We start from the raw sequence: 14,283 nt of genomic DNA on the forward strand, positions 1-14,283 counted from the left end.
CCCGTGCACCTGCCCGAGATCATGCTGGTCGTGCTGTGGATCGGCCTGACGGCGTATGTCCTGTTCGGTGGCGCCGACTTCGGCGCCGGGGTGTGGGACCTGCTCGCCGGAGGAGCCGAACGGGGCCGCGACCAGCGGCACCTGGTCGAGCACTCCATCGGCCCGGTGTGGGAGGCCAACCATGTCTGGCTGATCTTCGTGATCGTCCTCACCTGGACCGGTATCCCCTCCGTCTTCGCCGCGATCGCCTCCACCCTCTACATCCCGCTCACCGCCGTCGCGCTCGGCATCATCGCGCGCGGCGCGGCCTTCGCGTCCGCAAGGTGAGCCGCGAGCTGTGGCAGCAACGGCTGTTCGGGGCCACCTTCGCTTTCTCCTCACTCGTCACGCCGTTCTTCCTCGGCACCGTCGCAGGCGCCATCGCCTCCGGCCGCGTACCACCCGGCATCGCGGCCGGGGACCTCGTCACCAGCTGGGTCAACCCCACTTCCCTCGTCAGCGGCGTACTGGCGGTGGGGACCGCGGCGTACCTCGCTGCCGTCTACCTCACCCGCGACGCCCAGCGCACGGGCGCCGAAGCCCTCACCCAGGCTTTCAGGCTCCGTGCTCTTTACACCGGCGTGTTCGTCGGCGTGATGTCGGCCGTCGGGCTGTTCGTTCTGCGCGCGGACGCCCGGCCGCTGTTCGACGACCTCACTTCCGGCGCCGCCTTGCCCCTCCTCGTGCTGTCCGTGGCCGCCGGCGTCGTCTCGCTGGCACTGCTCGCGTGGGGACGCGCCTACCTGATGGTCCGGCTGACCGCCGCCCTTGCGGTCACCGGACTCCTGTGGGGGTGGGGCATTGGCCAGTACCCCGTATTGCTCCCGGGCGTCTCTCTCGACGAGGTAGCCGCGACCGATGCCGTGCTGGGAGCCAGTCTCGGCGCCCTGGCGGTCGGCGCTGTCCTTCTCTTGCCGTCCCTGTGGTGGCTGTACGCCACGTTCCAACGCGACCGCACCGGGGAGAGCGAGCCCAGGCCGCGGGCGGGATCGACGGGGACGTAGCGGTGGACTCGACCGCGGTCCGGGGCTCACCAGCACGCCGCCAGTGCGAGGGAAGCGTCGCCAGCTGCGGATCCTCAAAGGGGATTCGGTCACGCGTGCCGGGAAGGCCGCAGTCGATCCGTGGCGAGCTCATCGCGCGGCAGGGTTGCCCAGCCCCCGGCTGGCCGCCACAGCGCGACGTTAGCGACGACGGTGTTCCACGTTCCCGCTCGCACGTTCCTGCAGCCACGTGTCCAACGGGAGATGGCCCGCACCAGGGCGGGAGGGAAGCGTGCGGCGTTGCAGACGATCACGGTGGTGGCCTACATCGAGGCATAGCGCCACCGCTGCCGTTCTCCCTGCCGCCCCAGTGCCGACGGTTCATCCTGTGCCTTGGGAGCGCAGGGTGCACCGCCGGCCAGTGGTCTGGGAGCGTGCCGGCTACAGGGGGTTTGTGCCCATGTCGTCAGTGCCCTTGCCGCCTGCTTGCTTGCTCTCTTCCATCAGGCGCTTGGCCTTCTCGGTGAGACGCTTGCGCTCCTCCGGGTCGGTGGCACGCGCGGCAGCGTTCGTCATCTCCTGCGCCTTCTCACGCATCTGCTGGGCACGGCTGCCGGTCTCGCCTGCACTCGTCATGATCACTCCAAGGTTCTCGGGGGAGCGGACAGCTTCAGCGAATCAGCAGCCGTGCACGAACGCATCCCGAAGCATCACACGCTGTGACGAGAGTCGTGGCAGTGCTGGATGGGGCCTGTCAAGCCTTCTCTCCACAGTGCGAAGGAGAGGAACGGATTTGCGCTTGCCTGCCAGGCAGGCAGGAGCTGGCTAACGGTTCCTCGCTCTCCTGACCGCGGCCCCCAGGCGGCCGCTTGGCCTTACCTGCTTCGCTGCCGGCGAAATGGGCTCGACGCTCCCCGGCGCAGACTTTGAGGTCAGGGCCGTCTCGACGGCGGCTGGCGACACACCCGAAGCACTGCGCTCGATCTTCGCGACTTGGCGGAGGTCGAACTGCGCCGCAGCCACGATGAATCCGTCGCATTCTTCGGCGAGCCATTCCTCTGGCCGGCCCTCTTCCACCGCCCCTCGAGCTGTAGGCGCGACCCGCTCCGGCGACGCGTCCTCGTGCCCTGCGGATGTGGCCTGAGCCGAGTCCTCGCAGCCGTTGTCGGCGCCCAGCCCAGCGTCGCTTCCTTGACGACCTCGGACGGGTTCTGATCGGCCTCGTCGGCACCCGCGTGTAGTCGCGCAGCCGGGAGTTGAGCGGGGTCATCGGCGCCCGACTGCTCGACTGGCCGCGGAGGACCTCTGACCGTTCACGAAGTGCGTGGGTGCGGGAGGGTGCCAGTCAGTCTCCTCGATCGTCACTGCATGAGTACGGCAAGCTCGGCCCTGCGAAGACTGCCGGATGCCGGAATAGAACGTCAGCGGTACCGGCATGACCGGTGGTCACAGCGCTTCCTACGGCCGTCCCACCGGAGTTTTGGCAGCTCAGAGCAGGCGTCCTAGGTGAGACCCGCTCCGTCCGGGCACAGCGCGCAGGCGCTCCATGACGTTCGGTCATCAGGAGTCGGTGTCCGCATAACGGTCCAGTCACGCTCGCTGGCCGTTTCCCTGGTTACTCATCGTTAGGTGATTCGCGTCACCCAAGAATCCGTAAAGGCCGTGTTAAAACTGCGCAACTCCGCAGTCGGCCTCAGGTCGGGATGCGGGGTGTCGGCGCTTGCCGGCACAGCACGACCAGGGTTTTCACGGTCCGAGTCCGCGGACCGCGGCACCCCGGGTCGCCGATCGGACACCGGCGTTCGCTCGCTCCATGACCGCACATCAACCGGTGCAATCCCCATGCGCCGGATCCCCCGCGCCACGAGGTAGCCATAGTGTCTCTCGACTCCATCACCAAGTCCGTCGACGAAGCCGTCAGCGGATTCTTCGAGCCCATCGCCACCTGGCTCGGAGAGGTCGTCTTCTATTCCGTTCCCGTCGGCGGTACGGAACTCCCGCTCATCGTCGCCTGGCTCGTGGTCGCCGGCCTGGTCTTCTCCGGCTGGTTCGGGCTGGTGCAGATACGCAAATTCCGCCTGGCAGTGGACGTGGTGCGAGGCAAGTACGACGAGAAGGGATCGGCCGGCGAGGTCAACCACTTCCAGGCCCTGACCGCCGCGGTCTCCGGCACGGTCGGTCTGGGGAACATCGCGGGCGTCGCCGTCGCCGTCTCCATCGGCGGCCCTGGCGCGACCTTCTGGATGATCCTGTGCGGCCTGCTGGGCATGGCCACGAAGTTCGTCGAGGTCACCCTCGGAGTGAAGTACCGCGAGGTCCACGCCGACGGCACCGTCTCCGGCGGCCCCATGCACTACCTCCCCAAGGGCCTCGCCGACCGCTTCGGCAAGAATGGCAAGACCCTCGGCAAGGTTCTCGCCGTCCTGGCCTCCTTCATGATCCTGTTCTTCGGCCTCTTCGGCGGCAACCTCTTCCAGGTCAACCAGAGCTACGCCCAGCTGGTCTCCGTCGCCGGCGGCGAGAACGGCGCGCTCGGCTCCTCCACCGGTGCGCTCTTCTTCGGCATCCTGATCGCCGCGATCGTCGGCATCGTCCTGCTCGGCGGCATCCGCTCCATCGCCAACGTCACCAGCAGGCTGGTCCCTGCCATGGCCGGCATCTACATCGTGGCCTGCCTCATCGTCATCCTGGTCAACGTCACCGCCGTCCCCGACGCCGTCGCCTCGATCATCGAGGGTGCCTTCAACCCGGAGGGCGTCGCCGGTGGTGTCCTCGGTGCACTGATCATCGGCTTCAAGCGGGCGGCCTTCTCCAACGAGGCCGGTCTCGGATCCGCGCCGATCGCGCACTCCGCTGTGAAGACCAAGCACCCTGCCAGTGAGGGCCTGGTCGCCCTGCTGGAGCCGTTCATCGACACCGTCGTCATCTGCACCATGACCGCGCTGACCATCGTCATCGCCAACCCGGCCAGCTGGGCCGAGGCGCGTTCCGACGAGTCCATCGGCGGCGTCACGATCACCTCCGACGCCTTCGCCACCGTGCTGCCCTGGTTCCCGATCGTCCTCACCATCGCGGTGATGCTGTTCGCCATCTCCACGGTGCTGACGTGGGGCTACTACTGCATGAAGGCATGGACCTACCTCTTCGGCCGCAGCAAGGCAAGCGAGCTCACCTTCAAGGTGCTCTACACGCTGTTCGCCGTCGCGGGCTCCCTGCTGACCCTGCAGACCCTGATCGACATGGCCGACGCCATCCTGTTCATGCTGGCCGTCATCAACATCATCGGGCTCTATCTCCTCGCCCCGGTCGTCAAGCGCGAACTGAACTCGTTCCTGGAGTTCGTCCGTGCACGCAAGGCGGGCGAGACGGGCGACGCCGACGAGGACCAGGAGCCGGTGAAGACCACCGTCTGACCGCCCCGCGGCCCGGCTCCTGAGGGGGGCCTGTGCACACCTCGCGCCCTTGGTGTGCACAGGCCCCCTCACCACATTCCCGCAGCTGAAGCGCCATCTGGTGACGAACCTTCCTTCTGGTTAGGGTGTGAGGAACGCGTCAAGACGACGCGGGGTGTGCCGGGAAGTCTGGTCGGCGTCAAGGGCGCAGTGTGCCCGCTCCATCGACGGCCGGAGGCCTCACCCCATGTCAGACGCTCCGCGTCAGCGCACGTTCCTCGGCCTTCTGCCTCTGCCCGAGCGCAATGCCGTGGCCGACGCACTGCGCACCGAGACCATCGGCGGCCTGGTGTTGCTCGCCGCCGCGGTCGTGGCGCTCGTCTGGGCGAACACCCCGTGGAGCGGCGTCTACGAGCAGATACGCGACTTCCACTTCGGCGTTCCCGCACTCGGCCTCGACCTCTCGGTCGGCCACTGGACCGCCGACGGACTGCTCGCCGTCTTCTTCCTGGTCGCCGGAGTCGAACTCAAACGAGAACTGGTCGTCGGCGAACTGCGTACGCCCGCAACAGCCGCGTTGCCGGTCATCGCCGCGATCTGCGGGATGGCTGTCCCCGCCGCGTTGTACGCCGCGACGGTCATGGCCGGCGGGGGCACGCTGGACGGCTGGGCCGTCCCGATGGCCACCGACATCGCCTTCGCGCTCGCGGTCCTGGCCGTCCTCAGCACACATCTGCCGTCTGCGCTTCGAGCCTTCCTCCTCACCCTCGCCGTCGTCGACGACCTCGGCGCGATCCTGATCATCGCGATCTTCTTCACCAGCGATCTGAACTTCTGGGCACTGGGCGGCGCCGTGGCCGGACTGGGCGTCTTCTACGCCCTCCAGCGGTTCCGCGTGCGCGGCTGGTGGTGGTACGTCCCGCTCGGCATCGTGATCTGGGCGCTGATGTACAACGGGGGAGTCCACGCGACCGTCGCCGGTGTGGCCATGGGCCTGATCCTGCGCACCACCCGGGACAAGGGCGAGGACGCCTCACCCGCCGAGCGGACATCCCATCTGCTGCACCCGGTCTCGGCGGGAGTGGCGGTACCGCTGTTCGCCCTGTTCGCTGCTGGCGTGAGCGTCTCGGGAGCAGCCCTGGACGCGGTGTTCACCGAGCCCGAGCCGCTCGGCGTCGTCCTCGGTCTCGTCGTCGGCAAGACCGTCGGCATTTTCTCCGGCACGTACCTGGCGGCACGCTTCACGCGGGCCCGTCTCAATCCGGACCTGGAATGGGCGGACGTCTTCTCCCTCGCCGTCCTGGCCGGAATTGGCTTCACCGTCGCACTCCTCATCGGCGAACTCGCGTTCACCGACCCCGCCGACGCCGAGCACATCAAAGCCGCGGTGCTCGTCGGATCCCTGATGGCATCGGGCCTGGCCGCGCTGCTGGTCAGACGCCGCAACGCGATCTACCGCCGCCTCTACGAGGCGGAGACGCGCGACGACGACGCCGACGGCATCCCCGACATCTACCAACAGACCGGTACCGGGCACGGCAGTGCCAGGACCGACAGCTGAGCAGCCCATGATGCGAGTGTGGGATCCGACTGCTCGTGAGGAGCCGGCCCAGGCGCGCGGCCGCGCTCGACACCTACTCCAGGGGGCACGATGAACCGCTCGGTCTCCTTGCTGACGGTCGCCATCGTGGTTGCTGCGCTGGTGATCAGGACGGCTGTCGCCGAACTGCGGGAACCCGGAAGCGCGCGAACCCAGTGGGCCTTCGTCACGAACGCCCGAGCTGTCACCACGGGCGCGGTAACTGCAGTCATGCTCGGTCTCCTCGGTTGGCGCAGCTCCGGTTACGGCGTACTTGCGTGGGCGGTCCTCGCGGGAGGACTCGTCGCGGCTCTTGTCGACCGCCGGCCACCCGAGACCTGAGATCCGGATCGCACCCCGCCGCGGGTTCTTCATCGGCCGAACTCGCGTTAGTCTCTAACTAATGTTAGTCACTAACCTCTGGGGTGGGTATGTCTTCTGTGGTGATCGCGGGAGCCGGGCCCACGGGGCTCGCCCTGGCCTGCGGGCTCATCGCTGCCGGGGTCCCGGTTCGCATCGTGGACAAGCGTGAGGGACCCGCGACCACCTCTCGGGCGCTCGGTCTGCAGCCGCGCGGCGCGGAAGTGCTCGACCGGCTCGGCGCTCTGGGAGACCTGCCCGGGCGCTCCGTACGGATCGACCGGGTGGTCGCTCACGTCAACGGCAAACCCATGGCCGTCCTGCGCGTCGGCCGCCCCACGAAACTGGTGACGAGGCCCGGCCTGCTGATGTCCCAGGTGGAGGTGGAAGCGGCCTTGAGGGACCGGCTGCGGGAGCTGGGGGTCGAGGTCGAGTGGGAAAAGGAACTGCTGTCCGTTGCACAGGACGAGTCCGGAGTGACTTTGTCCTTCCCAGGGGAGCAGGTCCGGTCGACGTGGCTGATCGGGTGCGACGGCGCCCACAGTCGTGTGCGCAGAGCGGCGGAGATCGACTTTCCCGGGGTCTCCATCATCGAGAACTTCCTGCTGGCCGATGTGCGGGCCGATCTGCCCATACCGCCGGACACCGTGTCCGTGTGGCTCCGGGCGGACAGCATGCTCGGCGCCTTCCCCCTGCCCGGTGACCGCGTCTGGCGTCTCATGGCCCCGGCGCGAGCGGAGGACGTGGGATCCGGAGCCGACGGCGTCGTGGACGAGCTCACCCGACAGCTCCGGGACCATGCCGGCCTCGCACCCTCGGTCGTGGAGAAGGCGCTGTGGACCTCGACGTTCCGTATCCATCGCCGTCTGGCGGCCACGTACCGGCGCGGCCGGATCCTGCTGGCTGGCGACGCCGCCCACGTGCACAGCCCCTTCGGCGGCCAGGGAATGAACACCGGGCTCGGAGACGCGGAGAACCTCGCGTGGAAGCTGGCGCTGGTCGCCCACGGAGCGGCGCCCGACGCACTGCTGGACACCTACGAGGCCGAGCGCAGGCCCATCGCCCGCGAGGTGCTGGCATCCACGAGTTCCCTGACGCGCCTGGCCGTCGGCGACACGCCGCTCGCCCGGGTCGTGCGCGACCACGTCGTCGTACCGCTGATGAACCGGCCGCTGGTGCAGCGGCTTGTCTGGGAGCAGTCGTCGCAACTGAAGATCCACTACCGCACCGGCCCTCTGGGCTCCCGGACATACGGGCGGCGGCCCTTCGGCGCTCCGCGGGCCGGTGACCGGGTGCCGGACCTGCCGTGCAGGCGCGCCGACGTCTCCGCCACCTGGCTTCACGCGGAACTCGGAGCCCGCTGGGCGCTGCTGAGCCCGACACCCGGTGAGGGGGAGGCGTACCTCGCGGTGGTCGAGCGGCATCTCGGACCGGCGATGTCCGTCGTTCCCCTCGTGGCGACCACCTCCGGGCGCCCGTGCGTCATGCTGGTGAGGCCGGACGGGCACGTGGCGTGGAGGGGGCGCTCGACGACCTCGCTCGACACCTGGCTCAGGCACGGACTCGGCACCACGGCACATCACACCCCGGAGAGCGAGGAGACATGAACCGCCCGGCGACATCACCAACGGGCCTCCGCGAACGCAAGAAGGCACAGACCCGCCGCACCATTCAGGAAGAGGCTCTCCGGCTCTTCCTGAGCCAGGGGTACGACAACACCACCGTCGACGAGATCGCCCGTGCCGCCGGTGTTTCGAGCATGACGTTCTTCCGTCACTTCCCCACCAAGGAATCGGTCGTCGAATCCGACGACTACGACCCCTTCATCGCCTCACTCATCGAGCAGCGCCCGCCTGAAGAGGCACCGCTCACCGCGCTCCATCGCGCCCTCGGCGAAGGACTTGCGGCCGTCTACGCCACCGACCGGGAGGCACTCCTCGTCCGCACGCGCCTCATCCTCAGGACTCCTGCGCTTCGTGCCCGGCTCTGGGAGAACCAGCACGCCACCGAGGAGATGCTGACCGGAGCGCTCGCGGCCCGGTCCGGGCAGGAGCCGGACCTTGCCCTCCGAGTGACCGCCGCCGCCGCCCTCGCAGCGCTCACAGCCACGCTGACCTTCTGGGTGGAGGGCGACGGCGAAGCCGATCTGCCGACCCTCGTCAACGAGGCCTTCACCACGCTCGACCGGTAGGGCCTGCCTCTTCCGGCGGATACGGGATTCTTTCGACCCGATCGATCCAGCCTGTCGTTCGGCGACGAACCACACGTGACTGCCCGACAGGTGGCTGTGCGAGGGGCGCCCGGTGCCGGATATCCGTACCGGGCGTCCTCGCATGATCGGTTCAGGCGATCTCGATCTTTCCGTTGTCGGGAGCGGACTCCGGGGCAGGGGACTCGCCGCCTCGCGGGCGGGCGAGGCCCTTGAGGAGCTCGGCCAGGTCGACTCCCGTGGTGGAGCTGAGCAGTTCCATGCCCTGGGCCACGTTGTCGGTGACCTGGCGGGAGAGTCGGCTCGCCCCGTCCGTCGAGATGACGGTCAGTTTGTCGATCGCGCTCAGCGGCTCGGCCGCCTTCGCGACGACCTGGGGAAGCGCCTCGACGAGCATCTGGAGCACCGCTGCCTCACCGTACTGCGCGAAGGCGTCGGCCTTCTTCTGCATGGCCTCGGCCTCGGCGGAGCCCTTGGCGGCGATGGCGGCTGCTTCGGCCTCGCCCTCGATCCGTACGGCCTCCGCCAGTGCGGCACGGTGCAGCTTCTCGCCCTCACCGGTCAGGCGGGACCGCTGCGCGTCCGCCTCGGCCTCCTTGACCTGGGCGACCCTGCGGGCCTCGGCCTCCTGCTCGGCCTGGTAGCGGGCGGCGTCGGCGGGCTTGCGGACCTGGGTGTCGAGCTGACGGTCGGTCAGCGCGGCCTGACGCTCGGCCACCTTCTCCTGCTCGGCGAGGACTTCCTGCTGGCGGGCCGCATCGGCCAGCGGACCGGCTGCGTTGGCCTTCGCCGCGGCGGCTTCGGTCTCGACGCGGATCTCGGCCTGCTTGAGGTAGAAGGCGCGTTCGGCGACGGCGATCTCCTCGGCCGCCTTCAGCCGGGCCTGCTCGGAGGCACGCTTGGCGATCGCCTCGGCGATGTCCGCCTCCTGCTTGGCGCGGGCCGCCTCCGGGCGGCCGAGGTCCTCCAGATAGGAGCCCTCGGTGCTGATGTCCTGGATCTGGAAGGCGTCCAGGACCAGACCCTGCCCGGACAGACTGGCCTCCGCCTCCTCCGCGACCTGGCCGGCGAACGCCGCCCGGTCCCGGATGATGTCCTCCACGGACATCCGCCCCACGATGGCGCGCAGCGCGCCGGAGAGCACTTCCTGGGTGAACCCGACGATGCCGTTCTGCTGCTGGAGGAACCGCTGGGCCGCGGCGCGGATGGCGTCCTCGTTGCCGCCGACCTTGACGATGGCGACGCCTTCGAGGTGGGCCTTCACGCCGCGCAGCGTGACGGCGCCGCGTACCGCCACGGGGATGTGGCGGCTGGAGAGGTCAAGAGTGAACTTCTGCTGGACGAACGGGACGACGAAGACTCCGCCGCCGACGACGACCTTCTGGCCGCTGTTGTCGATGCTGATCCGGCCGTCTCCGGGTCCGTGGACTTCTTGCCGCGGCGGCCGGTGATGATGAAGGCCTCGCTGGGTCCCGCGACCTTGTAGCGGGTGATGACGACGAGGGCCAGCAGGACCAGGAGTACGACGACTCCCACGACTGCGATGACGACTGGGCTCATGAGTGATCCCCCCTGCCACCCGGGGACGGCAGATCGAACGGACTGAAACAGAATGAAGCGCGTCGGGACAGGTGGAGAGCGGTGGAGCGGGAGGGCCCGCTCGGGGCGAGCAGGCCGAAGGTACGGCTGCGGCTCAGCGATCGACCGGCCGGACCGCTACCGAGGTGGCCGACAGTGCCGCCTCCACCCAGATCTCGGCCCCGCGCCGGACGGGTTCGGAACTCCTGGCGGCGAGCTTCACCGGCTGTCCGGCAAGGCGCAGCAGCACCTCTCCGTAGCCGTCCGCGGGAATCGCGGTCACGACCGATCCCGCGGTGCCGATCAAGTCCTCGCCCCGCGGGGTGAGTGACGTCTGATCCCGCATCAGCGCGCGGCTCAGCTTCCACGTCAGCCAGCCGGCGGCGGCACCGGCGAGTGCTCCGACAGCGGCGGCCGCACTGGTGCCGAAGCCGGTGGTGCCCAGCACGATCGACGAGGTGAAGCCGAGCATCGAGGTGAATCCGGCGATCACCGGAAGGGACAGCCACCCGTCGAGCGTGCCTCCGAGAAGCCCTTCCACCACGCCGTCCAGCACGAGTGAGAGCGACAGGAGGATGATCCCCGCAATGCCGAGACCGAGAAACAGTTCCATGAGCACCCCCGTCGGTCTTCGGTCAGTTCCCTGTTGGATCGGATGGTCCCACGTGAGTGCCGGTGGATTCATTGCCGGTTTCCGGCAATCTTGACGACTCTTCAGCGCCTGCCCGCAGTGCTCAGCTTGGCGGAAGGGAACACATCGGGCCGGTGCCCTTCCGCGGCTGTGGGGCCGTGGTCATGTCCCGCCTGGCAGCGCCGACCGACGTCGACGAACGATTCCAGGTGAGAACCGAGAGCGGGTACAGCAAGGGGGGTACCTACTGTTCCTCAACGACTACGGAAACGCCCTCGTCAAGTTCGAGAAGGACAACACCGGGGACATCAAGGACCCGGGCCCTGGTGGCAAGTCGCGGGAGAACGTTCTTCCGTGGGACAAGCTGCCGTCGTACGCGAAGGTCGGTCAGCTGCATTTCGGAGACAACACCGACGCGGGCACGGACCCCATGACCGGGTTCATGAAGGCGCTGGCTCACAACCCCGACGCGGCGACGGACTTCTTCAGCTCGACCGACCCCAGGACAACTCCCAGCACGTCCTGAAGGACCGGCAGCCCTTCAATGGCGTCGTCCCCGACTCCATGGGGTACGGCGAATCCGCGAGCGACTACAAGGGCCCGAAAGCGAGCTATGAGGCGACGGGCGACGCGCTGGTCGCCGCGGCCACAGGAGTCGACCCGGACGACACGTCGGCCCGGCCCGTCGAGCACACCGAGCAGCACCGACAGTGCTGGACAACTCGCTGAAGTACCTCTCGGAGCGGGGCGACGACTTCCCCGCGGAGATGCGCGACGACATGGCCGCGGTACTGACCAACCACGGCGACACGGTGCACCACACAGCCAGCAGCCTTGCCGACGACCGCAACGACCCGAAACTGCTGGACAGGGACCAACTGCTGGAAGTCTCCAAGCAGGTGTCCCGGGACCAGAACGCCTACGGCATGCTCAACGAGGGTCTGAGCCGGGAGATGGTGAAGGACATCCACGAGGACAATCCGAAGGACCCCAAGGAGACCCTGCTACGGGCGGGCAACAGCGTCGGATTCCTCGAGGAGGCCCGCTACCAGGCCCTGGTGACGGACAAGGACGATCCGACCTGGGACGCGAAGTGGATGTACCACGGGTTCGGCAGCATCGTGAACTTCGCACCCGGTGTCGGCGACCTCGCACAGCGCGGTATCGACGCCGTCGCCTACGAGTGGCAGACGCAGGAGCAGAGCCGGATCGACGCAATTCATCAACGGGACAACAAAGACGTATTCACTGGCCGGCAGCAGCAGCTGCAGGCGCTCGCCGACGAGTGGGCCAAGGCCAACCCTAACCACACCAACACCCGCTATACGCTCACCGAGGAGATCAACGGCGCTGCCTACAACGGAAACGACCGTGCCAAGGGACTGGCGGGTGGAGGGTGATGAGGTTGATGAAGAAGAGCGTCCTGCGTCCGGTGTTCGGCGCGGTTCTGCTCGCCGGGGCCGTTGGCTGCGGTGGCCACGAGGAGTTCAATGTTACTGAAGCTTGCGGGACGAAGGTCGACTCCATCTGATCGAGCAACTCCTGCCCGAGGGCGATGAGCTGGAGATCAAGGACACCTTCTCGGAGCCGGGTCAGCCACGCTGCGAATTTGAAGTCGACGGCAAGCCGAGCATCGGCCTGCGGGGCGATGTCGTCGAGGCGTTCATCAAGCCGATCGAAGTCAAGCAGGACGCGATGCGCCGCCTGGGCAATCCGTCGTCCGCCGGCATCGGCGTCGGTGCCACGATCGCCGACCATGGTGCGATGGCTGTGCAGGCGTGCACCTACAAGGGGGAGAAGCGGCAGTACGTCCTGGCCCTCGACGGCGTGAAGGACCCGACAGGCACCGCAGACCGCCGTCGGGTGCTCGAACCGTTCCTGCGTTCCCCACTACCAGTCGCCATGGAGGCGCAAGGCTGCCGCCCGTCGCTGCGGGGTCGCATTAGGCGTCGGAAATGACTGGGCCGAGGGACTCGCGGTGGGAGGCTGATGAGGCCCACGAAGGAGAATAGAGGGCACCGTTCGTCAGGGGCAGCAGGAAGCAGCGGCCACGATGCCCCTCTGAGCGACGGATCTCGCCGACGCCGGAGCGCCGCGAACCCTTCCTGATTCCGGCAGCGAGACCCTCGTTTAGTCCGACCTCCGTCGCCTCGACGTGTGAGTGACGGAGCAGCCGCCCTCCCGCGTTGCCGCCTTCCGGCAATATTTACGTATCCTTGGTGCGTCGCGGCGCACGTGGGGAGGGCGCACGGCCTGTGAATCCAGCGCGTCGGAAAGCGCTGTCGGCGGGGCAAGGGACGGGAGTGTCATGGCGGAGCAGGAGAGGCCGGAGGCGTATCTGAAGGGGTATGCCGAGGCGCTGACGTGTGCCTGCGCCACTGGTCGGAAGCTCACGCGTGACGAACTGGACTCCCTTCGGATCCAGGGAGAGCGGGCCGCCGAAGCAGGCATCGGCCTGCGGGTCCTGGTCCGAGCCCATCTTGCCGCGGCCCAGGGGGTGAGAGGAGAGCTCACAGTTGTTGCGCGCGACCACCTTCTCCCCTGCGTCGAACAGGCCGTGGACGCCTTCGCGGAAGGTCACGAGCGGGCGCAGCGTCTGGCGGTGCGTCAGGAGGAGGCGGCCCGACGTGAGTTCGTCGACGACTTGCTCTACGGCCGCAGTGATCTGGGCCGGCTCGCCGAGCGCGCCGTACGCTTCGGGCTTTTGCTCTCCCATGCCCACGCGGTTGCCGTGGCGCAGAGCAGCGATCCCTATGACGACGGCCATCTCCTCACCCGCCGGGTCGAGTCCGCGCTCGTGGCCCGCTTCAGCGACCGGCGCATTCTGCTCACCACGAAGGACGGACGGCTGATCTGCATCGCGCCGGGCGACCAGTCCGACGTGCTCAGCTTTTTCGCCAAGCAGGCGTACGCGGCGACAGACGACGGCCGCGTTGCCGTCGGCCGTGCCCATCCGGGCGCAGGCGGTGTCGTTCACTCCTACGAGGAGGCTCTGAACGCCCTGGACCTGGCCGACCGCATGGGCTTGGAGGATCCCGTACTGCATGCGTCGGATCTCCTGGTCTATCCGGTGCTGACGCGCGACCGGCAGGCCATGGCAGAGCTGGTACGCAGTGCACTCGGCCCGCTCAAGGGCGCCCGGGGTGGGGCACAACCTCTCCTCGACACCCTCATCGCCTACTTCGACACAGGCTGTGTTGCCGCGGAAGCGGCACGCCGACTGTCGTTGAGCGTGCGTGCGCTGACCTACCGGTTGGATCGCATCCACAAGCTGACGGGGGCCGACCCGGGCAACCCGGTCCACCGCTACACCCTTCAGACAGCCGTCATCGGTGCTCGACTGCTCGACTGGCCGCACCAGGACCTCTGACTGACTCCTGACTGTCCTGTTGCGGGCTCGCCAGCGGGACCTCCACGCACGCGGCCGGACGGGCGCTTGTGACCTCACACCACAGAACCAGGCGGGATCGCGGGCAGGCTCGGGGCCCTGCTGCCGCTGGGCCCTCAGTCGG

Annotated in this window: 12 protein-coding genes and 2 pseudogenes; 11 read left to right on the forward strand and 3 right to left on the reverse strand. The window is 68.2% G+C overall.

Features of this window, described 5'->3' with window-relative positions:
- The first annotated feature begins 3 nt into the window (after window positions 1-3).
- Window positions 4-327, forward strand: a complete 324-nt coding sequence (locus OHA05_RS36600) for a cytochrome d ubiquinol oxidase subunit II (protein WP_328863041.1) — start codon at window positions 4-6, stop codon at window positions 325-327.
- Window positions 324-1,043, forward strand: a complete 720-nt coding sequence (locus tag OHA05_RS36605) for a cytochrome d ubiquinol oxidase subunit II (RefSeq protein ID WP_328863042.1) — start codon at window positions 324-326, stop codon at window positions 1,041-1,043. Before OHA05_RS36600 ends, OHA05_RS36605 begins: the two co-directional genes overlap by 4 nt.
- Window positions 1,044-1,463: 420 nt before the next feature.
- On the opposite strand, the gene OHA05_RS36610 is transcribed toward OHA05_RS36605, so the two are convergent.
- The gene (locus tag OHA05_RS36610) at window positions 1,464-1,658 is read right to left on the reverse strand and encodes a DUF6381 family protein (RefSeq protein ID WP_328863043.1); all 195 of its coding nucleotides are present in this window, start codon (window positions 1,656-1,658) and stop codon (window positions 1,464-1,466) included.
- Window positions 1,659-2,899: 1,241 nt separating this feature from the next.
- Between OHA05_RS36610 and OHA05_RS36615 the strand changes: the two genes are divergently transcribed.
- The 5 genes from OHA05_RS36615 (at window position 2,900) to OHA05_RS36635 (ending at window position 8,544) form a co-directional block, all read left to right on the forward strand.
- The gene (locus OHA05_RS36615) at window positions 2,900-4,435 is read left to right on the forward strand and encodes an alanine/glycine:cation symporter family protein (RefSeq protein WP_328863044.1); all 1,536 of its coding nucleotides are present in this window, start codon (window positions 2,900-2,902) and stop codon (window positions 4,433-4,435) included.
- Window positions 4,436-4,661: 226 nt separating this feature from the next.
- The gene (nhaA, locus tag OHA05_RS36620; RefSeq protein WP_328863045.1) at window positions 4,662-5,975 is read left to right on the forward strand and encodes a Na+/H+ antiporter NhaA; all 1,314 of its coding nucleotides are present in this window, start codon (window positions 4,662-4,664) and stop codon (window positions 5,973-5,975) included.
- Between the two features lie 90 nt (window positions 5,976-6,065).
- On the forward strand, window positions 6,066-6,335 hold the full coding sequence (locus OHA05_RS36625; protein ID WP_328863046.1) for a hypothetical protein: 270 nt from the start codon (window positions 6,066-6,068) through the stop codon (window positions 6,333-6,335).
- 89 nt (window positions 6,336-6,424) lie between these two features.
- Window positions 6,425-7,960 carry an FAD-dependent monooxygenase gene (locus tag OHA05_RS36630; protein WP_328863047.1) on the forward strand — a complete coding sequence of 512 codons (1,536 nt, stop codon included), beginning with the start codon at window positions 6,425-6,427 and terminating at the stop codon, window positions 7,958-7,960.
- Window positions 7,957-8,544 carry a TetR/AcrR family transcriptional regulator gene (locus OHA05_RS36635; RefSeq protein WP_328863048.1) on the forward strand — a complete coding sequence of 196 codons (588 nt, stop codon included), beginning with the start codon at window positions 7,957-7,959 and terminating at the stop codon, window positions 8,542-8,544. The genes OHA05_RS36630 and OHA05_RS36635 overlap by 4 nt, the downstream gene beginning before the upstream one ends.
- Window positions 8,545-8,695: 151 nt before the next feature.
- On the opposite strand, the pseudogene OHA05_RS36640 reads toward OHA05_RS36635, so the two are convergent.
- Together OHA05_RS36640 and OHA05_RS36645 are read right to left on the reverse strand one after the other, a co-directional pair.
- Window positions 8,696-10,122: pseudogene (locus OHA05_RS36640) on the reverse strand (flotillin family protein).
- A gap of 133 nt (window positions 10,123-10,255) precedes the next feature.
- Window positions 10,256-10,753, reverse strand: coding sequence for a hypothetical protein (locus tag OHA05_RS36645; RefSeq protein ID WP_328863049.1), 498 nt, complete (start codon window positions 10,751-10,753; stop codon window positions 10,256-10,258).
- 268 nt (window positions 10,754-11,021) lie between these two features.
- On the opposite strand from OHA05_RS36645, the pseudogene OHA05_RS38325 reads away from it, so the two are divergent.
- From OHA05_RS38325 to OHA05_RS36670, 4 genes and pseudogenes are all read left to right on the forward strand, one after another.
- Window positions 11,022-12,171 (forward strand): annotated as a pseudogene (locus OHA05_RS38325) (hypothetical protein); the annotation flags it as partial.
- Between the two features lie 8 nt (window positions 12,172-12,179).
- Complete coding sequence (locus OHA05_RS36660) at window positions 12,180-12,302, forward strand: hypothetical protein (RefSeq protein ID WP_328863052.1); 123 nt, start codon at window positions 12,180-12,182, stop codon at window positions 12,300-12,302.
- Window positions 12,275-12,730, forward strand: a complete 456-nt coding sequence (locus OHA05_RS36665) for a hypothetical protein (protein WP_328863053.1) — start codon at window positions 12,275-12,277, stop codon at window positions 12,728-12,730. Before OHA05_RS36660 ends, OHA05_RS36665 begins: the two co-directional genes overlap by 28 nt.
- 349 nt (window positions 12,731-13,079) lie before the next feature.
- On the forward strand, window positions 13,080-14,141 hold the full coding sequence (locus tag OHA05_RS36670) for a PucR family transcriptional regulator (RefSeq protein ID WP_328863054.1): 1,062 nt from the start codon (window positions 13,080-13,082) through the stop codon (window positions 14,139-14,141).
- Window positions 14,142-14,283: the final 142 nt, after the last annotated feature.

Source organism: Streptomyces sp. NBC_00306 (assembly GCF_036169555.1).
Taxonomy (GTDB): domain Bacteria; phylum Actinomycetota; class Actinomycetes; order Streptomycetales; family Streptomycetaceae; genus Streptomyces; species Streptomyces achmelvichensis.

Excerpts from the sequence above, each read along its gene's own strand:
- OHA05_RS36610 (WP_328863043.1), bottom strand. The coding sequence starts at position 1,658 with ATGACGAGTGCAGGCGAGACCGGCAGCCGTGCCCAGCAGATGCGTGAG.
- nhaA (WP_328863045.1), top strand. The coding sequence starts at position 4,662 with ATGTCAGACGCTCCGCGTCAGCGCACGTTCCTCGGCCTTCTGCCTCTG.
- OHA05_RS36625 (WP_328863046.1), top strand. The coding sequence starts at position 6,066 with ATGAACCGCTCGGTCTCCTTGCTGACGGTCGCCATCGTGGTTGCTGCG.
- OHA05_RS36630 (WP_328863047.1), top strand. The coding sequence starts at position 6,425 with ATGTCTTCTGTGGTGATCGCGGGAGCCGGGCCCACGGGGCTCGCCCTG.
- OHA05_RS36635 (WP_328863048.1), top strand. The coding sequence starts at position 7,957 with ATGAACCGCCCGGCGACATCACCAACGGGCCTCCGCGAACGCAAGAAG.
- OHA05_RS36645 (WP_328863049.1), bottom strand. The coding sequence starts at position 10,753 with ATGGAACTGTTTCTCGGTCTCGGCATTGCGGGGATCATCCTCCTGTCG.
- OHA05_RS36660 (WP_328863052.1), top strand. The coding sequence starts at position 12,180 with ATGAAGAAGAGCGTCCTGCGTCCGGTGTTCGGCGCGGTTCTGCTCGCC.
- OHA05_RS36670 (WP_328863054.1), top strand. The coding sequence starts at position 13,080 with ATGGCGGAGCAGGAGAGGCCGGAGGCGTATCTGAAGGGGTATGCCGAG.